The organism is Streptomyces sp. NPDC045678, assembly GCF_056432085.1.
This window is the reverse complement of the sequence record NZ_JBWKJS010000008.1, coordinates 402,973-425,589: the sequence shown is the minus strand read 5'-3', so window position 1 is coordinate 425,589 and position 22,617 is coordinate 402,973. Positions and strand designations below refer to the sequence as shown.

The following is a 22,617-nucleotide window of genomic DNA, read 5'->3' as shown; positions in this document are numbered from 1 at the left end:
CCTGACGCAGCCGGGGGAAGGAAGCGTCAGGGGCGGTTGCCGGCCACGTCCCCTTCAGGGGCGGGGAGTCAGTGACAGGGCCACCTTGGGAGCGGCTCGACGCCCCCTCTCCAGCAGCTCGAAGGCCTTGTCGACGTCGGCCAGCTCGAAGACGTCGGCGATCATGCCCTTCGCCGACAGGACGCCCTCGGCGAAGAGCCGCAGCGCGCGCTCGTAGTAGTCGAGCCCGTGCCGTACGCCGGTCATGGTGACGCCGCGCAGCACCAGCTCCGAGGCGTCGACGGCCGGCAGCGGGTCGCTGGGCACGCCGACCGCCGCGATCCGGCCTCCGACGTCGGCGACCCGCAGCGCTTCGAGGAGCGCCGGCACCGCGCCGGACGCCTCGATGACGACGTCGTAGTCGCCGTCGCGCGCCTCACCGGGCAGGAAGGCGTGTTCCGCCCCCATGCGCAGCGCGGCGCCGATGCCCGCGTCGTCGATGCCGACCACGTCGACCGTGCCCGCGACGCGGCGCGCCATCTGCACGGCGAGCAGGCCCATCGTGCCGGTGCCGAAGACGAGGACGCGCTCTCCGGGGAAGACCCCGACCTTGTCCAGTGCCGCGAGCACCGTGACCGCGGGTTCCGCGAGCGCCGCGGCGAAGTCGTCGACGCCCGGCGGGACCTTCGTCAGGGACTGGGCGGGGAGCCTGATGAACTCCGCGGCCGCGCCCTGCTGTCCGTAGAGGCCGACCTCCTTGAGCTGCGAGCACTCGTTGCGGTGGCCGCGCTGGCAGGCCCGGCAGCCCCCGCAGGAGAGCATGGTCTGCCCGACGACGCGGTCGCCGATCTCCAGCTGCCGCGAGTACTGGCAGTTCCCGGCGATCGCCACCACACGTCCGACCCACTCGTGGCCGAACACGTGGGGCATGGTGGCCCTGCCGTCCCGCACGTAACTGGCGGTGCCGTGCAGGAGTTCGAGGTCCGTGCCGCAGATGCCGACCGTCGTGGGGGCCACCAGGACATAGCCGAGCTCGGGGCCCGGTATCTCCACCTCCACCTGGCCGACCTTGTTGACGTCCATGACCGCGGCGGCCTTCATGGAGCCGTTCGGCCAGCGGCCGCACAGCAGGTCGTCCGTGGGCGGCAGCACTTTTTCGTGGTGTTCAGCCAACGTGTCTGCTCCTCAATCAGCGCCCGTCGTCGGTCGGCGGGCGGAAAATCGGGGTCTGCTCGCGCGTCGGCAGCTCCGGCACCCGCACGGGGAGCCGGGAGGCGACATCGGCGGGCAGCACGCGTACGGCGAGGAGGTCGAGCCCCTCGGCCCCGGCGGTGACCCGCACCGCGGCGCGCGCCTCGACGAGCAGCGCGCCACCGGCGTCGAGCACGCGCTCCGCGCGGTCGGGCGTCGGGTCGGTGTGCACCGACGCCGACCCGGCGACGGCGTACAGCGCGGCCTCGGTGCCGTGGGCCGGCTCGTGCGCCCAGGTGGCGCCGGGGGAGAGCCGGATCTGCTCGAAGGACTCGCACTCGCTGTGCAACATGCCGCGGCGGGCGAGACAGCGCCAGGTGCCGCTGTCGCCGCGCAGGGAGGGCGGCGCGGGTTCGCTGACGATCACCGGTCGGACCCCGGCGACGCGACGGCGACCTCGGCGTGGAAGAACTCCAGGCCGTCTCCCCGGTCCGCGCCGATGCGGGCGCGGGTGCCGAGCGGCAGCGTCACGGCCGTGCCCGGGCGGAGCTCCGCGGTGTCGCTGCCGTTCTCGACCCAGCCCGTGCCGGAGAGCACGAACACCATGTGCTCGCACCCCTCGGCGGTCAGCTCGACGGTGCCGGCGGCGTCGACCGTCTCCAGGGCGAGCGTGCGCAGCGGTCCTGTGAAGACGCCGGCGGGGGAGACGGAGCGCTCGGCTCGTAGGTCGTGAAGGCGGGCGGTGGGCACCGGGGGCTCCTCCTTGAGGGAAGCGGGGGTGGGGGCGTCGGCAGTGGTGGGCGCGGTCGCGCCGAGCGCCTCGCTGAAGCGGGGCGAGCGCATCTCGATGACCAGCCAGGCCAGATCGCTGTCGCCCGTGTTGCGCAGACCGTGGACGGTGCCGAGGCCGGTGAGGACCATCGAGCCCGGGGCGATCGGGTGGGCGGTGCCGTCGAGGTAGATCTCGCCCGTGCCGGAGAGGATGAAGTAGACCTCCTCGGTCCGGGTGTGCAGGTGCTCGCCGCTGACGCCGCCCGGCGGGACGCACGCCCACTCGACGGCCTCCCAGCCCCCGCGCAGGTCCGCGCCGGACGCGAGGGCCTTCCAGCGGGTCACGCCGGTGGTGCCGTGCACGCCGTGGATGTGGGCGGGGCCGCTGACGTCGCCGACGATCACCTCGCCGCCGTACGCGAAGGGGGCCGGGGCGTCGGGAGCCGGAGCGTACGCGGTCTCAGACATGCCGGCCCTCCACGAGGTCACGACCGCGCCCGCGTCCCGCGACCCGCAACTCGGCCACCGCGTCCAGGAGTTCCTGCTCGGTGACGTCGTTGACGAAGGTGACGTCGCCGATGCCCACGGGGAGCGGCAGACGCTGCTGGCCGTTGCGGTGGCGGACGGTGTCGAGCAGGGCGGCCGTCAGGAGTTCCGGCTGGTCGAGCAGGTCGTCCCAGGCGGGCAGTTCGAGGCCGTGCATCACGTCGTAGACCCGGCGCGCGTCCGCGTCGTCGATCAGTCCGCGGCGGCGGGCGAGGGCGGTGGTCAGCGCCATGTCGACGCAGACCGCCTCGCCGTGCAGCAGCGCGGGCAGGGCGCGCATCTCGACGGTGGGGCTGAAGGTGTGGCCGTAGTCGACCGAGCGCTCCAGCTTGGTCTCCCACAGGTTGGGTTGCAGCTCTTCGAGCATGCCCTGGATGGCGCGGTGCACGACCTCGCGCGCGGCGTCCTCGCCGGCTTCGCTCTCGCCCTGGAACTTCTCGTTCAGGAGGAGCGGGCCGTGGCTCTCCAGGACGTCGAAGAGCCGGGCGTCCTTGATCAGGGCGATCTTGAGGATCTCGGCGAGGCCGTTGCCGATGTGGCGGCGGTCGAGCGTGGCGAGGAAGGTGCGGTCCAGGAGGGTGAGGTCGGCGGGGAAGTAGGTGCCGAGCCGGTTCTTGTGGCCGTTGAAGTTGACGCCGGTCTTGGCGCCCACACCCGCGTCGACCAGGCCGATCAGGGTGGTGGGGACGCGGATGAACGGGGTGCCGCGGCGGTAGAGGCTGCTCGCCAGGCCGACGATGTCCATGAGGACGCCGCCGCCGATGACGATGAGGGGCTCCCGGCGCCGGTCCACGCCGAACGCGTCGAGTTCCTCGACGATGCGGGCCGCGGTCTCGAAGCTCTTGACGGTCTCGTCGGCTGGGACGACGCAGATGACGTGCTCGACGTCGTGGTAGTCGAAGTAGGCGCGGATGCGGTTGCCGTGGAGCAGGTCGACGTCGGAGTCGAGCACCACGAACCGGCGCAGGCGCTTGCCGGGGGCCGCGGCCGGCTCCAGGAGGTCCGTGCGCTCGAAGTCGAACAGGCCGTCGGCGACGCGTACTTCGTAGCTGACGGGCTTGGCGGTACGGACGACCCACGAGTCGACGCGCTCGCTGTAGGCGTACAGCCCGGCGCCGGGCTGAGCCGCGACGGCTGCGTCACCGGTGGAGCCGGCCGCGCCGTACCCGACGGTCTGGACGCGCTCGCTGGGTCGGCCCAGAAGCGCCGAATTGTTCCCGGACACGGATCACCTCAACTGGTTCGGAGTGAGCCTCTCGGCTGTGGAGAGCGGCTTAATCTATGCATTCTCAAGCAATCAACCGCAAGCGCGAGCGGCCATTTCCTGGACTTGGCGAAGTAGGCGTGCGTAGTCCTCAGAGGTGGGAGCGGAGAACCGAACGACTGCTACGTTCTGCCGTAATCACATAACTCGCAGGAGGATCTACGTGCGTGCCAGCACCCTGCCCCGGTACGGGGGCCCCGAACTGCTGACCGTGGCCGAACTGCCCCGCCCCACGCCGGGACCGGGTCAGATCCTGGTCCGGGTCGCCGCGTCGGCCGTGAACCCGGTCGACCTGGAGGTCCGTTCGGGGTCGGCGGCCCAGAACGTGGGCCACGGCTTCCCGATGATCCTCGGCTGGGACCTCTCCGGCGTCGTCGAGGAGTGCGGCTCCGGGGTGGACCGCTTCGCCGCGGGGGACCGGGTCGTCGCCATGTCGGCGCAGATGGCCACCGGAATCGGCACCCACGCGCAGTACGTCGCGCTCGACGCGGCACTGGCCGCCAGGGCGCCGCGCACCGCCGAGCTCCGGGACGCCGCCGCGCTGCCGCTCGCCGGACTCACCGCCCACCAGGCGCTGGAGGCCCTCGCCTCGCCGGCCGACGCCACCCTGCTCGTCACCGGCGCGACCGGCGCCGTCGGCGGGTTCGCCGTCCAGCTCGCCGTCTCCCGCGGCCTCAAGGTGCTCGCGTACGGACGGTCCGGCGACGCCGACCGGCTGCAGGCGCTCGGCGCCCACGAGGCGTACTCCGACGAGCGGCCCGTGCCGCCCGGCGCCGCCGACTGCCTCCTGGAGACGGCCGGACTGCCCGGCTCCGTCGCCGGGGTGCGGGACGGCGGGCGCGCCGTCTCCATCGTGCCGACGGCGCCGCCCGTCGCGGAACGCGGCATCGACGTACGGATGTCGTTCGTGGAGCAGGACGGCCGACGCCTCGAAGAGCTCTCCGCCCTGGTGGACGAGGGCGTGCTCACGCTGCGGGTCGCGGAGACGTTCCCGCTCGCCGAGGTGGGCGAGGCGCACCGGCGGCTCGCGGCGGGCGGCTCCCGCGGCAAGCTGCTGATCTCTCCCTGGGACTGACCGCGGCGCCCGTCGTGACGTGACCACACCTCGGTCCGTGACCCGATCCGCACCCCGGTCCGTGACCCGGCCCGTGCCCCGACCCGTGACTTGGAACAGCCATGCCGTTTGCCCTCTTCCCCCTGATGCTCTGCGTCTTCAGCGTCGGCAGCGCGGAGCTGGTCGTCGCCGGAGTCCTGCCGGCCATCGCCGGTGACCTGGACGTCTCCCTGTCCGACGCGGGTCTGCTCGTGACGGCGTACGCGCTCGGCGTCGTGGTCCTCGGCCCGCTCGTCACCCTCGCCAGCAGCAGGGTGCCCCGCACCCCGCTGCTGCTCGGCCTGATGGGGCTCTTCACGGCGAGCAACGTGCTCGCCGCGCTGGCCCCCACGTACGCGGTCCTGATGACCGCCCGCGTGCTCTCGGCGATCACCCACTGCACGCTGTTCGCGGTCTGCATCGTCGTCGCGGGATCGCTGGCGGAGAAGGGCAAGGAGGCCTCGGCGGTGTCGCGGGTCGCCGTCGGCCTCAACCTCGCCACCGTGCTCGGCGTGCCCCTCGGCGTCCTCCTGGAGGAGCACTTCGGCTGGCGCTCGGCGTTCTGGAGCATCGCCGGGCTGAGCCTGCTCGCCCTCGCCCTGGTCGCCTGGCGGCCGCCCGTCGCGCCCGTGCCGGTCGCCGGCGGGTCCGGTGGCGTCGGTGCCGAGCTGCGGGTGCTGCGCAACCGCACCGTCCAGATCGCCATCCTGCTCACCGCCCTCGCGATGGCGGGCGTCTTCACCGCGTACACCTTCGTGAACCCGATCCTCACCTCGATGGGCGGGTTCGACGACTCGACCGTGAGCTGGCTGCTGCTGCTCGTCGGCTGCGGCTCCCTCATCGGCAACCTCATCGGCGGCAAGCTCGCCGACCGTGCGCTGATGCCCTCGCTCGTCGGCGTCCTCGCGGTGCTCGGCGCCGACCTCGCCCTGATGGCGCTCGGCGGCGAGGTGCCCTGGCTCCTGCTCGTCCTGCTCGTCGTCTTCGGCGCCGCCTACTTCGCCGTCATGCCGGGGCTGCAGGCACGCATCCTCAAGGGGGCCGGCGACGGCGCGCCCACGCTCGCCATCGCCATCAACATCGGCGCGTTCAACATCGGCATCGCCTTCGGCGCCTGGTTCGGCGGCCAACTCCTCGGCTGGGACCTCGGGTTGCGCGTCGTCATCGCCGCGTCGGCGCTCCTCTCCTGGCTCGCCATGGCCCTCGCCGCCAACGAGCTCAGGAAGGACCGGCGCGCCGACCGCGCCACGGCCGCCCCGGCGCCCACCGACCCCGCCCACGCGTCCGCCCCCGCCCCCGCGTCCGCCCCCTCCCGCGTTCCCGCCACGGCCGACACCGCGACCGACTGAGACCGGCCCTTCGTCCGCGGCCCCACCTGCCGCAGCAACCACCTGTGGCACCCGACTTCCTCTGGAGTAGCACTGATGAGTGAGCTCACCCGGCGCAAGGTCCTGCGGCGATCCGCGGTGGCGGGCGGCGTCGCCCTGGGCGCGACGGTCCCCGGCGCGGGCTTCGCCGAGGCTGCGCCTGTCCGGGCCACGTCCGTCCGCGCCGCGGCCGAGGCCGCCCCGTCGGCGGCCGGTACGGCGGTCACCGTGCGGCCCGACGACGCCCGCTACCCGGAGCTGATCCGCGGCACCAACCAGCGCTGGGTCGGCAGCCCCGACTACGTACGTCTGGTGACCAGCGCCGACCAGGTGGTCGACGCCGTCAAGGAGGCCGTCACCGCGGGCAAGCGCGTGGCGGTGCGCAGCGGCGGCCACTGCTACGAGAACTTCACCACCAGCTCCGACATCAAGGTCGTCATCGACCTGTCGCAGCTCACGTCGGTGACGTACGACGCCGAACAGCGGGTGTTCGTGGTGGAGCCCGGCGCCTGGCTGTCCGACGTCTACAGCACCCTGTTCAAGCGCTGGGGCGTCACGCTGCCCGGCGGCTCCTGCCCGTCGGTGGCGGCCGGCGGCCACATCGTCGGCGGCGGCTACGGCGCGCTGTCCCGCCTGTTCGGGCTCACCGTCGACCACCTGCACGGCGTCGAGGTCGTGACGGTGGACAAGGACAAGACCGTGCGCAAGGTGGTCGCGACCCGGGACAGCGCCGACGCCCGCCTGCGCGACCTGTGGTGGGCGCACACCGGAGGCGGCGGCGGCAACTTCGGCATCGTCACCAAGTACCTGCTCCGCACCCCGGGCGCCACGGGAACCGACCCGGCGAACCTCCTGCCCCGCCCGCCCGCGGAGCTGCTGACGTCCACCGTCACCTGGTCCTGGGACGGTCTGACGCAGACGGGCTTCAAGCGCCTGGTGAAGAACTACGGCGACTGGTTCGTCGCCCACGGCGGTCCCGACGCCACCCACCTCGACCTGTTCAGCCAGCTCAAGGCGGCCCACAAGGCGGCGGGCGCGATCACGATGGTGACGCAGCTCGACGCCACCCGCTCCGGCGCCGAGGCCGACCTGGACGCGTTCGTCGCCGCCGTCGGCGCGGGCGTGCCCGTCACGCCCCGCGTCAGCACGCAGCGGCTGCCGTTCCTGCACGCCACCAAGTGGCCCGGGTTCGCGGGCGGCGACCCGACGCTGCGCTTCGAGGACAAGTCCGCGTACATGCGGGCGGGCTTCCCCGACGACCAGCTGTCCGCCGCGTACCACCACCTGACCCGCACCGACTACACCAACCCGGCGGCGCTGCTGCTGATCGCGGGGTACGGCGGGCGCGTCAACGCCGTCGCGCGGGACGCGACCGCGGTGGCCCAGCGGGACTCGGTGATGAAGCTGCAGTACCTCGCGTTCTGGCAGGAGACCGCCGAGGACGAACGGCACCTGGCGTGGGTCCGCGAGTTCTACCGGGACGTCTACAGCGCCTCCGGCGGCGTCCCCGCGCCGGGCCGCGTGAACGACGGCTGCTTCGTCAACTACGCCGACGTCGACCTCGGCGACCCGGCGCACAACACCTCGCAGACGCCGTGGCACGCCCTCTACTACAAGGACAACTACCCGCGCCTGCAACGCGTGAAGGCCGCCTGGGACCCGCGCGGCATCCTGCGGCACGCCCAGTCCGTCGAGCCCGCCACGGGCTGACCCCTGATCTCCGCGGTCCCTCCCCGGGCCGCGGCGCCGCGCCGGCCACTACCGGCGCGGCTTCCCCCCCTCCCGCAGAACAGCGACACGACAACAAGGAGAAAGCGATGCCTTTCGCTTCGACGCACGGCTCCAAGGTGGAGTACTTCGAGACCGGCACCGGTCCCGGCCTCGTCCTGGTCCACGGCACCGGCGGCGACGCGGGAACGTACGACCAGCTGCGCGACACCTTCAGTGACCGCCGCACCGTCGTCGTTCCCAACTACTCGGGCAGCGGCGCCACCGAGGACGAGGGCGGCCCGCTCACCCTGGACCTGCTCATCGCCCAGATCGACGCGGCGATCGAGGACAGCAGCGCCGAGGGCCCCGTCGACCTGGTGGGCTGGTCGCAGGGCGCGCTCGCCGTCGCCGCCTACGCGGCCGTGCACCCGGAGAAGGTGCGCCGCCTGGTCCTGCTCACCGGCTGGATCAAGAACGACGCCCGTCAGCAGCTCTACTTCGACCTGTGGCACCGGCTCGACCAGCTCGACCACGAAACGTTCGGCCGTTTCCTCCAGCTGAACGGCTGGACCACGGCGCAGGTGAATTCCTTCGGCGTCGCGGGCGTCGAGGAGATGGTCTCGGGCGGTGTCCCCGCGGGCATCGGCCGGCAGATCGCGCTCAACCTGGAGCTCGACATCACCGAGCACCTGCCGAAGATCACCGCGCCGACGCTGGTGATCGGTGCCACGCACGACAACATGATCCCGGTCCAGCACTCCCGCGCGCTGCACGCGGCCATCAAGGGCAGCCGGTACGCCGAGCTGGACGCCGGCCACTTCGCGGTCTTCGAGAAGCCGGCCGAACTGGCCGAGCTGGTCGGGGAGTTCCTCGCGGAGGACGACGCCAAGGGCGGGACCGAGGCGGCCTGAGGCGGCTGCGGGGCGCGCTTCCGTACGTCCGTACAGAGCCCGGTGGGGGCGGTGAGCCGCCCCCACCGGGCTCTGTCGCGTGCTTCCGCTACCGCGCCTCAGGCGCCGGGGTGTGCCGGAGCCGGTTCACCAGGGACGCCGTCTCCGGTTCGAAGGAGGCCATGTCGAGGGCGAGCGAAAGCTCCTTGGCGAACGTGCCCTGCGCCTGGGCGACCAGCTTCTTGCCCTCGGCGGTGAGGTGCGCGAACATCACCCGCCGGTCCTCCTCGCCGACCGTACGGGCCACCAGGTCCTCGTTCTCCAGACGGGTGACCAGGCGGCTCATCGTGGACTGGCTCGAGCCCACCGAGTCGGCGAGCTCCTGCATCCGCAGCGCGCCGCGCCCCAGGACCGAGAGGGCCGTGAACTCCGATGCGGTCACGCCGTGTTGGCGCTGGAGTTTCTTGTCGAGGGTCGTGCTCACCCCGTTCACCAGGAGCAGCAGCTGCCTCCACAGTTCGAGTTCGCCACTGAGCCGTCCGCGCGCGGCAGTCGCCATGCCGTCCTTCACCGTCCTGTAATCGCCTGCGCCCGAACCCCGGCCCCCTTGGAAGCGGCTCGGCGCCCCACGGTGTCGTCACAGCAGTGAAATACTTGCCTTTGCAAGCATAGGTCAAGGTGTGTCACGAGGGCCAGCATGTGGACGCACGGAAGAGCCGGCGCACCCTCGGGCAGGGCGCGCCGGCTCTTTCCTCGTCCGGCCCCGGAAGGTCAGCGCTTCGCGCGGGGCTTGGCGAACCTGCGCATCATCGGCATCTCGACGCCCTTGTGCAGCAGCCACGCGAAGGCCATGCACACCACGAAGTACAGGGCCATGACGCCCATGCCCCCGACGAACCCGAACTGCCGCGTCTCGCCGATCAGCGAACGGACGTGCACCAGGAGGACGTTGTGCACGATGTAGAACGCGAACGACACCTCGCCGAGCCAGACCATCACGCGTCCGCGGAACGGGGAGCGGTCACCGCGCAGGTCGGTGGCGGCGACGGCCGGGATGAGCAGGGCGAACGGGACGAGCGCCGCCGCGTTGAGGCCGAAGAGCCAGGGGGTGGCGTTGGCGACCGCGTATCCGACGACGACGAGACCGCAGGCGGGCAGCATGCCCAGGTTGATCCAGCGGCCGGTCATGAGGATGCGGGCCATGACGATGCCGAGGACGAAGTCGAGGGTGCGCACCGGCGGCAGCATGTAGACGGCCCAGTACTGGACCTCGGAGACCGGGAAGCCGTTGGACATGGTGCCGTCGGGCAGCAGGAGGTAGCCGAGCGCCGGGATCGCGGTGATGGCGGCGATCAGGCCGACGGCCCACGCCCACAGCCGCTCGGGCCGTATCGCCGAGATCCAGCGGTGCAGCAGGGGGAAGCAGAGGTAGAAGAAGACCTCGCAGGAGAGCGACCAGCTCGGCGGGTTGATGCTCAGGTACGTGTGGTAGTCCGGGATCCACGTCTGCATCAGGAGCAGGTTGGGCAGCCACTGCTGCCAGGTGGCGGTCGCCGCGGCGAACAGCACCATCGCGCCGATCCAGCCGACCACGTGGCTGGGGTAGAGCTTGACGAGGCGGCGGCGCCAGAACCTGCGGGGCGTGTCGTCCGGGCGGGCGGAGTAGGTGAGGATGAAGCCGCTGAGCAGGAAGAAGAACGTGACGCCCATCCACCCCGTCTTGCTGGCGGCGGCGTGGAAGAAGTCCGAGACGTCGCCGCTGAAGGGGTTCAGGGGCGGCTCGGTGGTCAGGGACGCGTGGAAGAGGAAGACCATGACCGCGGCGATGAAGCGCAGGCCGGTCAGCGAGGGGAGCCGGGCGAAGCCGGCGGGTCTGGCGGCCGGGGACGGGGCCGTACTGCTGAGGGGAGCGACGTTCGTCGCCATGGAGACCTCCGTGAGTGAATTAGATTGCATCCTGATGCAAGGACTGGCGCTGCGTGCCTGCGGCGAGCTCCCGCTGGATCGCGTCGAACGAGCGGTTCTTCGTCTCGGGGACCGTGCGCACCACGAAGACCAGCGCGGCGACGCAGACCGCGGCGAAGCACCAGAAGACGGCGGCCTCCCCGAACAGATCGGCGGCGGGCAGGAAGAGCTGGCCGACGACGAAGTTGGCGGACCAGTTGACGAGGACGCACAGCGCGACCCCCTTGGCCCGTACGGCGGGCGGGAAGACCTCGGCGGCGAGGATCCAGAAGACCGGTCCGATGCCGACCGCGAAGGCGGAGACGTAGAGCCCCATGGAGACGAGGCTGACCACGTGCGAGGCCCCGCCGAACGCCCCGTTCAGCGCGCACCCGAGCGGCACGAGCGCCGCGGCCATGCCCACCAGGGAGAGGACGAGCAGCGGCTTGCGGCCCGCCCGGTCGACCAGCGGGATCGCGGCGACCGTCATCAGCAGGTTGGCCGTGCCGATGGCGACCGAGTACATGATCGAGTTCGTGGCGGGGAGCCCGGCACGCTGCATGATGCTGGGGGCGTAGTAGATGATCGTGTTGATCCCCGCGAACTGCTGCACCGCGCCGATCGTGACGCCGATCAGCAGCGCGCGCCGCACGACGGGCTCGGCGAGCATCCCGCGCAGTGTGCCGCGGTCCCCGCCCTCTTCGCGTGCCGTCATCACCCCGCCCTGCCTCCGCCGCTGGAGCCACACCGGGCTCTCGGGGACGAAGAAGAGGCCGACCAGCATCAGGACGGACGGGATCAGGCCCGCGCCGAACATCGCGCGCCAGTTGGCGTCGTCGGCGAACCAGAGGTTGATCAGGTACGAGACGAGGATGCCCGCGGTGAGCAGGATCTGGTTCACCGTGATGAGGCGGCCGCGCAGCCGGGGCGGCGCCACCTCGGCGAGGTAGAGCGGCACGAGCGAGGAGGCGGATCCGACGGCGAGCCCGAGGATCACGCGTGCGGCGACCAGGGTCCAGAAGCCGGTGGCCAGGGTGGCGAGCAGCAGGCCGAGCGTGAAGGTGGCGGCGACGGCGATCAGCGTCCCGCGCCGCCCCCAGCGGTCGGCGGGCCCGCCGCTCCACAGGGCGCCGGCCGCCGCGCCGAGCAGGAGCGACGAGATCACCGCGCCCTCCTGGAAGGACGTCAGGTGGAAGTCCTCCTTGAGGAACAGCAGCGCTCCCGAGATGACGCCCGTGTCGAAGCCGAAGAGCAGTCCGCCCAGGGCGACGACGCCGACGGTGAGCGCCAACCGCCAGTTCGGAATGGCTGATTCCAGTCCCTCGGGCGCCTCTGGCCCAGGCGGGGCCAGGGACGTCGCCTCGTCAGATGTCACGGTCACCGACGGCACTCGCTTTCTTGGGTCTGCGTAGGTGGGGTTCATGTGTCACACGCCGTACCTCGTCCGGTACACCGCATAGCGGCTGTGCAACTCGCGGCGCGAGAGGTCGAATTCGGCGGGCTGGAAGGGGCGTGCGCGGCGTGCCTCGCGGGCCGTCCCGGCGACGAACGTCGTCACGACGCGGTCGAACATCGGCGTCGCCGTCACCCCCGCGAAGGCGAGTACGGCGCGCACCTGCCCGGCCGGGTCCGCCACCAGGTCGTCGAAGCGCAGGTCGAGCAGGCGCCCGCGCGGGACGTCGAGCCGGGCCCGCTCGGACGCCACGAGGTGGCGCTCGATGCGGTCGGCCCACTCCTGCCCGGCGGGCCGCACCTGACGGGCCGTGCGGCCGCGCAGCGCCGTCGCGATCCCGGCGCACGCGGCGACGGTGTCCGCCGGATCGCGGTGCACCTGGACGACCTTGGCGTCCGGGTAGACCCGCAGGAGCTGCTTCAGGTGGCGCGCGTGGAAGGAGTCGCGCAGCACCGGGCGGGAGGCCGGGACGCGCCAGGTGACGGCCTGGAGCTGGGCGCGGTGGAACGCGTACGCCTCGGTCGTGTCGGCCGTCTCCAGCCAGGCCGCGTAGCCGGGCACCCGCCAGGAGAGGGTCGCCGCCATGCTGTGGAAGGCGTTGCCGAGCAGCCGGTGGCAGCCGCCGGGCCGCGTGGCGCCGAGGAGCAGCCCGGAGCCCCGCCCCGCCGTGGCGAGCGCCGCGTCCCGCGCGACGCTCCCGGCCCGGCCGAGGGCCGCGCGGCGCCGGCGGATCGTGGTGGGGCGGCCCGCGGGGTCGTGCAGTTCCGCGAGGGTCGGGGCGTCGAGCCCGGGGTGCTCGGCGAGGGCGTTGTGCAGGAGCGCCGCGCCGCTGCCCGGCAGTCCGGTGACGAAGATCGGGGCGCGGATGTCGTTCAGGGCGATCTCGGGCCGCTCCCGCAGCAGCCGGATCATCTGCTGCTGCTTCAGGAGGGCCGCCACCAGTGCGGAGCGTGCGGCCGCGCGGCCCTCCGCGTGCAGGTCCGCCTCGGTGTCGAGGGAGTGCAGCAGCCGCCCGAGCGCGGGCAGGAAGCGCAGCCCGACGGCGTCCGCGCCGCCGTCCTCGCGCACCCGCTCCAGGAGGTCGTCCACGGCGAGCACGTCGCGGGCGCGTCCGCCCGGGTGCCCGCCGGGGGCCCCGTGTGCCGCCGTCCTCGGCAGGTCGCCGGTGGCGTGTCGCGGACTGCCCGCGCCGCGCCCCCAGACGGGGCCGCCGCCCCCGGTGCCGCCCCAGGGAACAGCCGACTCGCGTGCGAGGACAGCGGATTCGCTCCGTCTGCTCACCGACCCACCTTCCTGATACGTGCGTCACTCGCCGCCGTGCGTGTCGTGTCCGCACGGCGGCAGGGCCGGGTCGGCCCCGTCGAGTCCTGTGATGTCTTCGCGTACGTGTCCCCGCCCGGCCGCGCCGCCCCGGCGTCAGTGCCCGGACAGGCCCGGCAGGACGAGTGTCCAGAGGCGGGAGAGGTGCCGTTCCACGCTGTCGTCGCCCTCGTCCTCGCCTCCGGGACCGTGGAGCCGCCCCCGGAGACGGGACTCCGCACCCGCGAGGAGGTACTCCGCGAGGAGCACCACGTCGCGTTCGCCGACGGCGGGGGCGAGTCCGGCCGGGCCCGCGCGCTCGATGGCCTCCGCCACCGCGGGCAGCCAGAGGCCGGACCACGTGCCGTCGCCGTCGGGAAGCTCCCGCCACAGCCGGACGGCGGCGCGCACCACCTCGTCCTCCTCGAGGAGCCGTGCGAGCGCGAGGGTGAGCGAGACAACGGTGTCGAGCGCGGGCGCGGTGCCCGCGCCGGCTTCCGGCACGCCCGCGCCGGCCTCCGCCACGCACGCGCGGACCGCGGCGTCGCCGCGCGTCCGCACGGCCTGTGCCAGGCCCGCCTTGGAGGAGAAGTGGAAGGTGAGGGCGCCGACCGAGATGCCCGCGGCCCCGGCGACCCGGGTGAGGGACGTGCCCTCGTACCCGGTGTGCTCGAACTCGTGGGCCGCCGCACGGACCAGCGCCTCCCGGGTCCTCGCGGCCCGTTCCTGCTTCACCATCTCGCCCTTCCCTGTCCCCCCGGAGCCCTGCAACTCGCCCCGGTCCTTCACGCCACAGCCACTGTGGGCACTGGGCGCGTCGCCGACAACGCCGACTTCCGAAAGTCGCCCCTCGTGCCGATCCGCGCCGGCCGGACTTGGCCAAGTAGCGGCCGCCTGCAATCCCATCCGCACCCCGGGGCTTCAAAAGAAAACGAACGTTCTCTATTCTTGAGGAAGTCAGGCGCCATCACGGGGAGGGAATGCCATGACAGAGCTCCAGGACCACCGGCTGCCCGAGCTGATCGCGGACGGGTCGATCACCTCGTACGCGGAGACCGTCTTCGGTCATCTGCGCCGCGCGGACCAGCGGCGCTGGGCCGCGGCCTACGTGCTGGGGCTGCTCACCACGCCCGGCAGGAAGTCGGTCAGGCGCCTCGCGGCGCAGCTGCACGCGGGACCGACGGCCGCCCAGTCCCTGCACCAGTTCGCCAACGCCAGCCCCTGGGAGTGGAATCCGGCCCGGTACGAGCTGCTGCGGCTGGCCGAGCGCCGTACCCGGGTCCGCGCCTGGACCGTCGGCGTGGCGGTGCTGCCCAAGCGGGGCAGCCACTCCTGCGGCGTGCACCAGCGGTTCGAGCGGGCCACGGGCCGCACCGTCAACTGCCAGATGGGGATAGGGCTCTTCCTGTCCTCGGACACCGAGCACATTCCCGTGGACTGGCGGCTGCGGCTCCCCAAGGAGTGGGACGAGGACGAGGAGCTGCGGGCGCGCACGCGCATCCCCGGCACCGTGCGGCACTGCTCGCCCACGGAGCACGTCCTGCACCTCGTCGACTCGCTCACCCCGCACTCCGGCCGCGAACCGGTCCCGGTGGTCGCCGACACGAGCCACCACCCGACGTCGGGGACGCACCTGGCCACGGAGCTGACCGCGCGCGGGCGCCACTGTGTGATCGCCGTGCCGCACGGCCTGCGGGTCGTGCCGGAGGGGCAGCGGGTGCTCGCGCCGGGCGCCCCCGACGGCATCCTCACCGCGGGCCGTCTCCTCCAACTCCTGTCGCCGAAGGGGGCGGTGTCGGCCGCGGTCGACTTCCGGCACGGCGCGCCGCGGGCGGACCGGCTGGTCTCCGCCCTGGTGCGACTGCCCGGGCGGCGCGGCGTCTCGCCGGGTGTCTACCGGGTCTTCGCGCGGCGCCGCCCCGGGTCGCACGGTGTGGGGCGCATCTGGCTGACCAGCCTGGTCAACCCGCGGCTGCACGATCTGCTGCCGCTGGTGCGGGCGCACTCCGGCACGGCCGCCGCCCTCACGGACCTCACGGAGAACTACGGCCTGCGCGACTTCGAGGGCCGCTCGTTCCCCGGCTGGCACCACCACATGACGCTGGCGTCCGCCGCGTACGCGTACCGGCGGCTCGTCGCGGAGGAGCCGGTGGAACAGTGGCCGCGGCGGCACATCGCCTGAGGACTTACCGGGTAAGCCTGGTGACGCCGTGTCAGCTCGCCCGGTCGAAGTCGATCGCGCTGTACGCACGCAGCTTCGTGAGCCGGTGCGTGGAGTCGATGCGGCGGATCGTACGGGAGCGGGAGCGCATCACCAGCGACTCCGTGCTCGCGCTCGCCGCGCCGTAGCGCACGCCGCGCAGCAGCTCGCCGTCGGTGATGCCGGTGGCGACGAAGAAGACGTTGTCGCCCTTGACCAGGTCGTCCGTGGCGAGGACGCGGTCGAGGTCGTGACCGGCGTCCAGGGCGCGCCCGCGCTCCGCGTCGTCCCTCGGCCGCAACCTGCCCTGGATGGTGCCGCCCAGGCACTTGATGGCGCAGGCCGAGATGATGCCCTCGGGGGTGCCGCCGACGCCGAGCAGCAGGTCGACGCCGCTGTCCTCCTGGACGGCGAGCACGGAACCCGCGACGTCGCCGTCGGAGATGAGCTTGATGCGGGCACCCGTCGCACGGACCTCGTCGATCACTCCCCGGTGCCGGGGCCGGTCCAGGACGACGACGGTGACGTCCTCGGGGGCCAGGCTCTTGGCCTTGGCGACGCGGCGGACGTTGACCGAGACGGGCGCGTCGATGTCGACGTAGTCCGCGGCCTCGGGGCCGGTGACGAGCTTGTCCATGTAGAAGACGGCGGACGGGTCGAACATGGCGCCGCGGTCGGCGGCGGCGAGCACGGCGATGGCGTTGGGCATGCCCTTGGCGGTCAGGGTGGTGCCGTCGATGGGGTCGACGGCGATGTCGACCTCGGCGCCGGTGCCGTCGCCGATGCGCTCCCCGTTGAAGAGCATCGGGGCCTCGTCCTTCTCGCCCTCGCCGATGACGACGACGCCGTTCATCGAGACGGTGTGGACGAGGGTCCGCATGGCGCGCACGGCGGCGCCGTCGGCGCCGTTCTTGTCGCCGCGGCCGACCCAGCGTCCCGCGGCCATGGCGGCGGCCTCGGTGACCCGGACGAGCTCCAGGGCGAGGTTGCGGTCGGGGGCCTCCGCGGCTACCGCGAGCGGGGAGGACGTCGGGACGGGGGAGGTGAGCAGAGGCACCGGTGAGACCTTCCGATTCCGTGAACGGGCAGCTTCCGTCCGGACGTTACGTCTCCCGCCCGCCCCGGCGCCCGCCCCGGCCCCCGAACCCCCCACGCCTTTGGCAACTCCCCAAGGTCCCGTCGCCCCCCACCGGCACGCGTCGGCCGGGGCACCCCCTCCCGCACCCCGGCCAGCGTGTACGACCTCCGTGCCTCAGGCCGCCGTCCACCCGCCGTCGACCGGCACGGAGCCACCCGTGACGAACGACGATCGGTCGCTGAGCAGCCACGCGGCGGCCTGCGCCACCTCCACCGGGTCGGCCATGCGCTTCTGCATGGAGCGGGAGACGAAGCTCTCCTCCAGGGACGGCGTGTCCGCGAGCACCTGGTCCATGAGCTCCGTGCGGGTGCTCCCCACCACCAGGGCATTCACCCGGATCCCGCGCCGCCCGTACTCGTCGCCGCCCGCCTTCGTCAGACCGAGCACGGCGTGCTTCGCCGCGATGTACGACGCCGTGGCCCCCGTCGCGACCACGCCCGCCGCGCTGGACGTGTTGACGACGGCGCCTCCCTTGCCGTCCGCCAGCATCGCGCTGATCTGCGCCTTCATGCAGTTCCAGACACCGCGTACGTTGACGTCGATCACCTGGTCGAAGACGGCGTCGTCGGTCTCGTGCAGCGGCGTACCCGCGGTGGCCCACCCCGCGTTGTTGAAACCGCCGTCCAGCCGGCCGTACGTCTCCACCGCCGCGTCGACCACACGCCTGACGTCCGCCGGGACCGTCACGTCCCCGGCGACCGCGAGGGCCTGCCCGCCGGTCTCCGCTATCTCCGCGGCGATCTTCTCCACCAGCTGCTCACGGCGTGCCGTGAGGACCACGGCGGCGCCCTCGGCGGCGAAGAGCCGTGCCGCCGCCGCGCCGATGCCGCTCGAAGCGCCGGTGATCATGATCGTCTTGCCGGCCAGCATGCCGTGCTCGCCGTGCGTCGTGGTGCCGTTCATCGTCGTGCCGTCCCCCTTGGTGTGATGCTGCGTGTGGTGGTGCCGGGTCCTTGATCCGAAGGCCCTTCGGCGTTCCTCAACTCGGCGTCGTGGCGGGCCAGACAGCACCGGACGCGGCCTCCGCGTCGAGGGTGCGCAGGAGGTCCTCGTCGATCGCGTCCAGCGAGTCGACGATGTGCCGCACCGACAGCTCCTCCATGAACGTGCGCTGGAAACTGCAGGGATGGCCGACGAACGGCACGCCAAGCCCCTTCGCCGCCTCGGCGACCCGGGCGACGTCGTCCACGAACAGCACCTCGTCGAGACCCAGCGAGAACACGTCCTCGGCGATCTCCTTGATGCCGGGCCGGAACGAGTCGGTGCAGACGTAGCCGGGGCCGTCGAAGAGGTGCGCCCACGGGCCCAGGTGGGTGTCGAAGTGGGGCTTGCTCAGGCCGCCGTAGCAGACCACCTGGAGGCCCAGGCCGCGTATCCGCCCGATCAGCTCCGCGGCGCCCGGGTTCGGCCGCACCGGATGCTCGGCGACGTAGCGGTCGCGCTCGGCGAAGTAGAGCTCCAGGGCGGCGTCGCCCGTGATGTCGAGGCCGGCCGCGCGGGCCATCTCGCCCCCGGCGACGCGGCGCGGCTGGGACAGGATGCGCCGCTCGGTCGCGGCGTCGTACACGCCCCCGCGGCTGGTGATGAAGTTGCCGATGACGGGGCTGAACGTGTCGTTGAGCAGAACGCCGTCGATGTTGAGCGCGACGAGACGCAGTCGGTCGAAGTGCTGGTGCATGGAACGTCCTTGGCTGCTGGTCGGTCGGAGAACGAGGTGGTGATCGGTGATCGGTGACCGTGATCGGAGGAGCGCCGTCAGGCGTTGACCGCGGCCTCCCGCGACTCGCTCACGTCGATGCTGTCGGCGGCGTTGCCCGTGGCGATGGCGGGCATGAGCAGCCGCCACATGGCCCGGGTCCGCTCGGGCAGGTCCTCGCGGCCGCTCGCCAGGAGGGAGTACGCCTGGAGGCCCGTACACGCGGACACGATGAACTCGGCCAGCGTGCGGACGTCGACGTCCGTGCGGACGTCGCCCGCCGTGCGGCCGTCGGCGAGGCACTCCTCCATGATCCGGGCCCACTCCCGGTAGGGCGTGGCGTCGTCGAGTCCGAAGCCGGTCTGCTCGCTGGTGAGCCGGACGCCCGCGCGCAGCATCGGGTCCGTCTGGAGCTTGTGCGCCCACACGAACGTGATGTCCACCAGGCGTTGCAGCCCCTGTGACTTCAGGGCGGGGACGATGCTGGCCGGCTGGGCGCGCATCACCGCCAGGGCCAGCGCCTCCTTGTTGGGGAAGTGGAAGTAGACGGCTCCGAGCGTCACACCGGCGCGGTTCATGATCTCCCGCATGCCGGCACCGCTGTACCCGCGCTCGTCGAAGACCTCAGCGGCGGCGCGAAGGATTTCCTCGCGCGTCTTCTGGGCCCGCTCCTGCTTCGGTTCCGGCATCCGGACGGCCTCTCTCGACAAACAAAAAGAACGCACGTTACTTTACGCGTCATGGTTCTGGGTGACCAGAGCCCGCGCACTTCGATCGGGCATCACACATCCCTGGGGGGGACCCATGACTCTCGTTTCGTATGCACAGAACGCGCCAACCGCTGAACTGCGTCACGTGCCGCAGGAGTACGTCCACAAGCGCGTCCGCGACGAAGTACTGCTCACCGGCTGGGCGCCCGCGGGCGACGACCGGGTGACGGTCACCGCCCGGTGGCCGCGCGGTCATGCCTTCTACGCGCCCGTCACCGGACGGCACGACCCGATGCTGCTCGCCGAGACGCTGCGGCAGAGCATCCCGCTCATCTCGCACGCCCTCTACGACGTGCCGCTCGGCCACCACCTCATCTGGCAGCACTTCACCTTCGAGGTCGCGCCCGACGCGATGGTCCTCGACGCGGGCCCGATGGACGTCGAACTCCGCATCAGCTGCGGCGACATCGCCCGGCGCGGCGGCCGGCTCGCCGCGCTCACGATGGACATCGAGATCCTGCGCGACGGCCGCCACCTCGGTACCGCGCACACCCGGTTCAGCAGCCACGCCCCGGCGATCTACCGCAGACTCCGCGGCGACCGCTGCACGCCGCCCGCCGACACGCCCCGGGACCCGCTCGGCCCCGCGGTACCGCCCGCCCTGGTGGGCAGGGACCACGCCGACGACGTCGTGCTCTCACCCGCCCCGGTGCCGCACCAGTGGCAGTTGCGCGTCGACCGGACGCACCCCATCCTGTTCGACCACCCCGTCGACCACGCGCCGGGCATGCTGCTGCTCGAAGCCGCCCGGCAGGCGGCCCACGCCGTCCAGGGCCCGCGCGCCGGTGACGTCTTCCCGATCCGCTTCGAGTCGGCGTTCTTCCGCTACGTCGAGTTCGACGCACCGTGCCTGATCACCGCCCACGTCGAGCCCGCCGCGTATCCGGAAGGCCACCTGAGCGTCTCGGTCACAGCCCTGCAGGAGGACAGCGAGGCCTTCTCCTGCCGCGTGACCCTGGCGCACCCGGCGCCGTGAACCACCGGGCCCGGCGGAACGGAGGGCCGCCGGGCCCGGTACCACGGCCGAACTACCGGGCGAGCAGCCTCTGAAGGGTCGCCCGTCCCGCATGACCCCACGTCACCTTGCCACCGGGCAGGCCCCGTTCGCCGTTGCGGCCGATGTCGATCAGGGCCAGGGACTGGAGGGCCGCCCAGCCCTTGGCGCGGCGGACCATCGCCTCGTCGGCGCGTCCGTACGCCTCGAAGAAGCGGGGTGCGGCCCCCGTCGGCAGGATCAGCCACGCCGCCCCGAGGTCCGTCGCGGGGTCGCCCGCGCAGAGCTCTCCGAAGTCCAGCACGCCGGTGAGGGCGCCGTCGGCGACCACCACGTTCGCGGGGTGCAGGTCGCAGTGCAGCCAGCTGGGCGGCCCCTGCCACGCGGGCGCCGCGACGGCGTCCTCCCAGAGGGCGAGGAGGGCGTCCGCGCCGTCCGCGCCGACGCCGATGTCCTCGGGTGACAGGTCGGCGAGCCGGCCGGGGAAGTCGCGCGCGAGCGGGCGCAGGGGGCCGCCGCGCCCCTGGTGCGGCGGCGCCTGCGCGGGGGCGGGCGCGTGCAGCGTCCGCAGGAATTCCGCGAGGGCGTCCGCCGCCTGGGCGCCCCGGCTGACCGGCGTGCGGTCGGCCGGTGTGCCGGGCACCCAGGCCGCCACGGTCCACGGTTCCGGGAAGCGGGCGGACGGCACGCCCAGGCGCAAGGGCGTCGGTACGGGAAGGGGGAGGCCCGGCGCCATGGCCGGCAGCCAGCGGTACTCCTTGCGCAGGAGGCCGGGGGCGCGTTCCGTGCGGGGCATGCGCAGCGCCAAGTCGTCGCCCAGGCGCCAGAGTTCGTTGTCCCATCCTCTGGCCGCCCGGCGGATCTCCAGGGTCGCCAGATCCGGGTACTGCTCCTTGAGGAGGGTGCGCAGTACGGGTTCGGTGATCTCGGTCTCGGGGGCCTTGATGGCTGCTCCTCACCGGCGGGCGGCGTACTCGTGGGACGACCGGCTCGCGGGAGCACCCACCGTGAACCGAACCTCGTGCACGGAGTTCCGTGCGCCCGGCGGCGGCTGGACGCGGCCCGCCGCGTCCGTCGCGCGCGAGCGGACCGTGTGCGGGCCGGGGGCGAGCGTGCGGCGCAGGGAGAAGCCCTGCCAGGCCGGGTCGGCGCCGGGGGCGTCGAGGGTGGCCCGCTCCCACGGGTCGCCGTCGAAGGAGAGGTCGACGCGGACGACCTCCGTCGTGCTCCACGTACGCCCCCGGAACACCCAGCCCGTGTAAGGGAGTTCGGCGTCGGCGTCGGGCGAGAGGATCTTGCTGTTGACGTCCAGCGCGCGCACCGGCTGCGGGACGTCGTCCCCCGGGAGCGTCCGCGTGTAGAGGGTCGTCGTGAACACGTGCTCCGGGCGTTCGTCCGTCAGGACGATCCGGGTCAGCCATTTCACCGAGTTCGTGCCGAACATGCGCGGGACCACGGCCCGCAGCGGATACCCGTGCCGGACGCGCAGCGGCTCGCCGTTCATGCCGTGGGCGAGGAACACGTCACGCCGGGCGGTCTCCAGGGGGAGGTCCTTCACGTACGAGAGTCCGTCCTCGCCCTGGAAGGAGCCGGTGTCCGCGCCCTCGAAGAGCACGTGCCGGGCGGCGGGCAGCGGGCCCGCCCGGTCCAGGAGTGCGGCCAGGGGCAGGCCCGTCCACTCGATGTTCGTCACCGCCCGCGTGGGCGTGTCGGGCCGGAACGGGCTGCCGAAGCACTCGTGGACGGCGGTGAGCCGATCGGACGGCACGGCGAGGAGCGTCGCGAGGTCCAGGCGCAGTGGGCGCTCCACCAGGCCCTCGACCGTCAGGGTCCAGGCCGCGGGGTCGATGTCGGGGAAGCCGCCGAGATGGGTGCGGACGAAGACGTTGTCCACCGGAGTGATGAAGTCGGGGCCGGGGGCCGGGTCCCCGTGCGAGGGATCCCCCGGTGGTGGCGTCAGCGGAGGCGTGGACGTGGTGATGGGGGCGGAGGCGGACGCGGGTGCGGGTGCGGACGTGCGGCCCGCTGCGTCGGACGGTGTGCGCGGCGAGGTGGGTGCGGTCATCGGGCGGCTCCCTTTCCGGCGCCTCCGGGGCTGCCGGGGCCATCGGGTTCGGCGCCGGGCTCCGCCCCGCCGCGGTGCGGCGCCGTGTCGGACGCCTTCATCGCCAGGACGAACAGGGCCAGCATGGCCAGGGACAGGGCCGTGGGCGCGATGAGCATGACGAGAATTCCCCCCGGGTTCTCGAAGTCGTGCAAACCTCAAGATCCTAGGGGGACTTCATCGCGCGGTCCCACTTCTTTTTCCGCTC

General features: G+C 72.7%; 22 protein-coding genes. 6 read left to right on the top strand and 16 right to left on the bottom strand.

Going from position 1 to position 22,617, the window contains the following annotated elements:
- Positions 1-54 precede the first annotated feature (54 nt).
- From AC07DO_RS28575 to AC07DO_RS28560, 4 genes are read right to left on the bottom strand one after another with little or no spacing between them, the layout of a single operon-like run.
- Complete coding sequence (locus AC07DO_RS28575; protein ID WP_479063573.1) at positions 55-1,152, bottom strand: zinc-dependent alcohol dehydrogenase; 1,098 nt, start codon at positions 1,150-1,152, stop codon at positions 55-57.
- Positions 1,153-1,168: 16 nt separating this feature from the next.
- Positions 1,169-1,597, bottom strand: a complete 429-nt coding sequence (locus AC07DO_RS28570) for a hypothetical protein (RefSeq protein WP_479063572.1) — start codon at positions 1,595-1,597, stop codon at positions 1,169-1,171.
- Positions 1,594-2,409, bottom strand: coding sequence for a cupin domain-containing protein (locus AC07DO_RS28565; protein WP_479063571.1), 816 nt, complete (start codon positions 2,407-2,409; stop codon positions 1,594-1,596). Before AC07DO_RS28565 ends, AC07DO_RS28570 begins: the two co-directional genes overlap by 4 nt.
- Positions 2,402-3,712 (bottom strand): sedoheptulose 7-phosphate cyclase, encoded by a 1,311-nt coding sequence (locus AC07DO_RS28560; protein WP_479063570.1) that lies wholly within the window; start codon positions 3,710-3,712, stop codon positions 2,402-2,404. The genes AC07DO_RS28565 and AC07DO_RS28560 overlap by 8 nt, the downstream gene beginning before the upstream one ends.
- A gap of 202 nt (positions 3,713-3,914) precedes the next feature.
- Here AC07DO_RS28560 and AC07DO_RS28555 point away from each other — a divergent pair, with 202 nt between their 5' ends.
- The 4 genes from AC07DO_RS28555 to AC07DO_RS28540 all read left to right on the top strand — a co-directional run bounded on the left by AC07DO_RS28555 (position 3,915) and on the right by AC07DO_RS28540 (position 8,832).
- Entirely contained in the window at positions 3,915-4,826 is a 912-nt protein-coding gene (locus tag AC07DO_RS28555; RefSeq protein ID WP_479063569.1) for an NADP-dependent oxidoreductase, read from the top strand.
- Positions 4,827-4,927: 101 nt separating this feature from the next.
- The gene (locus tag AC07DO_RS28550) at positions 4,928-6,193 is read left to right on the top strand and encodes an MFS transporter (RefSeq protein WP_479063568.1); all 1,266 of its coding nucleotides are present in this window, start codon (positions 4,928-4,930) and stop codon (positions 6,191-6,193) included.
- Between the two features lie 75 nt (positions 6,194-6,268).
- The gene (locus tag AC07DO_RS28545; protein ID WP_479063567.1) at positions 6,269-7,921 is read left to right on the top strand and encodes an FAD-binding oxidoreductase; all 1,653 of its coding nucleotides are present in this window, start codon (positions 6,269-6,271) and stop codon (positions 7,919-7,921) included.
- Between the two features lie 107 nt (positions 7,922-8,028).
- Positions 8,029-8,832 carry an alpha/beta fold hydrolase gene (locus tag AC07DO_RS28540; RefSeq protein ID WP_479063566.1) on the top strand — a complete coding sequence of 268 codons (804 nt, stop codon included), beginning with the start codon at positions 8,029-8,031 and terminating at the stop codon, positions 8,830-8,832.
- Between the two features lie 88 nt (positions 8,833-8,920).
- Here AC07DO_RS28540 and AC07DO_RS28535 read toward each other — a convergent pair whose 3' ends face one another.
- The 5 genes from AC07DO_RS28535 to AC07DO_RS28515 form a co-directional block, all read right to left on the bottom strand.
- Positions 8,921-9,370: a MarR family transcriptional regulator gene (locus AC07DO_RS28535; RefSeq protein ID WP_479063565.1), complete on the bottom strand. Its 450-nt coding sequence runs from the start codon at positions 9,368-9,370 to the stop codon at positions 8,921-8,923.
- Between the two features lie 212 nt (positions 9,371-9,582).
- Positions 9,583-10,737: an acyltransferase family protein gene (locus tag AC07DO_RS28530; RefSeq protein ID WP_479063564.1), complete on the bottom strand. Its 1,155-nt coding sequence runs from the start codon at positions 10,735-10,737 to the stop codon at positions 9,583-9,585.
- Positions 10,738-10,756: 19 nt separating this feature from the next.
- The gene (locus tag AC07DO_RS28525; RefSeq protein ID WP_479063563.1) at positions 10,757-12,130 is read right to left on the bottom strand and encodes an MFS transporter; all 1,374 of its coding nucleotides are present in this window, start codon (positions 12,128-12,130) and stop codon (positions 10,757-10,759) included.
- A 51-nt stretch (positions 12,131-12,181) separates the two neighbouring features.
- Positions 12,182-13,489, bottom strand: a complete 1,308-nt coding sequence (locus AC07DO_RS28520; RefSeq protein WP_479063562.1) for a sulfotransferase family protein — start codon at positions 13,487-13,489, stop codon at positions 12,182-12,184.
- Between the two features lie 135 nt (positions 13,490-13,624).
- Positions 13,625-14,245 carry a TetR family transcriptional regulator gene (locus AC07DO_RS28515; RefSeq protein WP_479063561.1) on the bottom strand — a complete coding sequence of 207 codons (621 nt, stop codon included), beginning with the start codon at positions 14,243-14,245 and terminating at the stop codon, positions 13,625-13,627.
- A 247-nt stretch (positions 14,246-14,492) separates the two neighbouring features.
- Between AC07DO_RS28515 and AC07DO_RS28510 the strand changes: the two genes are divergently transcribed.
- Positions 14,493-15,689, top strand: coding sequence for an IS701 family transposase (locus AC07DO_RS28510; protein WP_479063560.1), 1,197 nt, complete (start codon positions 14,493-14,495; stop codon positions 15,687-15,689).
- A gap of 31 nt (positions 15,690-15,720) precedes the next feature.
- Here the strand turns inward: AC07DO_RS28510 and glpX are convergent, their stop codons facing one another.
- The 4 genes from glpX to AC07DO_RS28490 form a co-directional block, all read right to left on the bottom strand.
- The gene (gene glpX / locus AC07DO_RS28505) at positions 15,721-16,758 is read right to left on the bottom strand and encodes a class II fructose-bisphosphatase (RefSeq protein WP_479063657.1); all 1,038 of its coding nucleotides are present in this window, start codon (positions 16,756-16,758) and stop codon (positions 15,721-15,723) included.
- A 201-nt stretch (positions 16,759-16,959) separates the two neighbouring features.
- Positions 16,960-17,748, bottom strand: coding sequence for an SDR family NAD(P)-dependent oxidoreductase (locus tag AC07DO_RS28500; protein ID WP_479063559.1), 789 nt, complete (start codon positions 17,746-17,748; stop codon positions 16,960-16,962).
- Between the two features lie 76 nt (positions 17,749-17,824).
- Complete coding sequence (locus AC07DO_RS28495) at positions 17,825-18,523, bottom strand: HAD family hydrolase (RefSeq protein ID WP_479063558.1); 699 nt, start codon at positions 18,521-18,523, stop codon at positions 17,825-17,827.
- A gap of 77 nt (positions 18,524-18,600) precedes the next feature.
- Positions 18,601-19,230 (bottom strand): ScbR family autoregulator-binding transcription factor, encoded by a 630-nt coding sequence (locus AC07DO_RS28490; protein ID WP_479063557.1) that lies wholly within the window; start codon positions 19,228-19,230, stop codon positions 18,601-18,603.
- A 166-nt stretch (positions 19,231-19,396) separates the two neighbouring features.
- Between AC07DO_RS28490 and AC07DO_RS28485 the strand changes: the two genes are divergently transcribed.
- Positions 19,397-20,287: a ScbA/BarX family gamma-butyrolactone biosynthesis protein gene (locus AC07DO_RS28485; RefSeq protein ID WP_479063556.1), complete on the top strand. Its 891-nt coding sequence runs from the start codon at positions 19,397-19,399 to the stop codon at positions 20,285-20,287.
- A 52-nt stretch (positions 20,288-20,339) separates the two neighbouring features.
- Here the strand turns inward: AC07DO_RS28485 and AC07DO_RS28480 are convergent, their stop codons facing one another.
- The 3 genes from AC07DO_RS28480 to AC07DO_RS28470 are packed head-to-tail and all read right to left on the bottom strand — an operon-like array spanning position 20,340 to position 22,564.
- Positions 20,340-21,251 carry an aminoglycoside phosphotransferase family protein gene (locus AC07DO_RS28480; protein ID WP_479063656.1) on the bottom strand — a complete coding sequence of 304 codons (912 nt, stop codon included), beginning with the start codon at positions 21,249-21,251 and terminating at the stop codon, positions 20,340-20,342.
- Between the two features lie 9 nt (positions 21,252-21,260).
- The gene (locus tag AC07DO_RS28475; RefSeq protein ID WP_479063555.1) at positions 21,261-22,370 is read right to left on the bottom strand and encodes a molybdopterin-dependent oxidoreductase; all 1,110 of its coding nucleotides are present in this window, start codon (positions 22,368-22,370) and stop codon (positions 21,261-21,263) included.
- On the bottom strand, positions 22,367-22,564 hold the full coding sequence (locus tag AC07DO_RS28470; protein ID WP_479063554.1) for a hypothetical protein: 198 nt from the start codon (positions 22,562-22,564) through the stop codon (positions 22,367-22,369). Before AC07DO_RS28470 ends, AC07DO_RS28475 begins: the two co-directional genes overlap by 4 nt.
- Positions 22,565-22,617 lie beyond the last annotated feature (53 nt).

Excerpts from the sequence above, each read along its gene's own strand:
- AC07DO_RS28565 (WP_479063571.1), bottom strand. The coding sequence starts at position 2,409 with ATGTCTGAGACCGCGTACGCTCCGGCTCCCGACGCCCCGGCCCCCTTC.
- AC07DO_RS28550 (WP_479063568.1), top strand. The coding sequence starts at position 4,928 with ATGCCGTTTGCCCTCTTCCCCCTGATGCTCTGCGTCTTCAGCGTCGGC.
- AC07DO_RS28545 (WP_479063567.1), top strand. The coding sequence starts at position 6,269 with ATGAGTGAGCTCACCCGGCGCAAGGTCCTGCGGCGATCCGCGGTGGCG.
- AC07DO_RS28540 (WP_479063566.1), top strand. The coding sequence starts at position 8,029 with ATGCCTTTCGCTTCGACGCACGGCTCCAAGGTGGAGTACTTCGAGACC.
- AC07DO_RS28535 (WP_479063565.1), bottom strand. The coding sequence starts at position 9,370 with ATGGCGACTGCCGCGCGCGGACGGCTCAGTGGCGAACTCGAACTGTGG.
- AC07DO_RS28530 (WP_479063564.1), bottom strand. The coding sequence starts at position 10,737 with ATGGCGACGAACGTCGCTCCCCTCAGCAGTACGGCCCCGTCCCCGGCC.
- AC07DO_RS28515 (WP_479063561.1), bottom strand. The coding sequence starts at position 14,245 with ATGGTGAAGCAGGAACGGGCCGCGAGGACCCGGGAGGCGCTGGTCCGT.
- AC07DO_RS28510 (WP_479063560.1), top strand. The coding sequence starts at position 14,493 with ATGACAGAGCTCCAGGACCACCGGCTGCCCGAGCTGATCGCGGACGGG.
- AC07DO_RS28500 (WP_479063559.1), bottom strand. The coding sequence starts at position 17,748 with ATGAACGGCACCACGACGCACGGCGAGCACGGCATGCTGGCCGGCAAG.
- AC07DO_RS28495 (WP_479063558.1), bottom strand. The coding sequence starts at position 18,523 with ATGCACCAGCACTTCGACCGACTGCGTCTCGTCGCGCTCAACATCGAC.
- AC07DO_RS28490 (WP_479063557.1), bottom strand. The coding sequence starts at position 19,230 with ATGCCGGAACCGAAGCAGGAGCGGGCCCAGAAGACGCGCGAGGAAATC.
- AC07DO_RS28475 (WP_479063555.1), bottom strand. The coding sequence starts at position 22,370 with ATGACCGCACCCACCTCGCCGCGCACACCGTCCGACGCAGCGGGCCGC.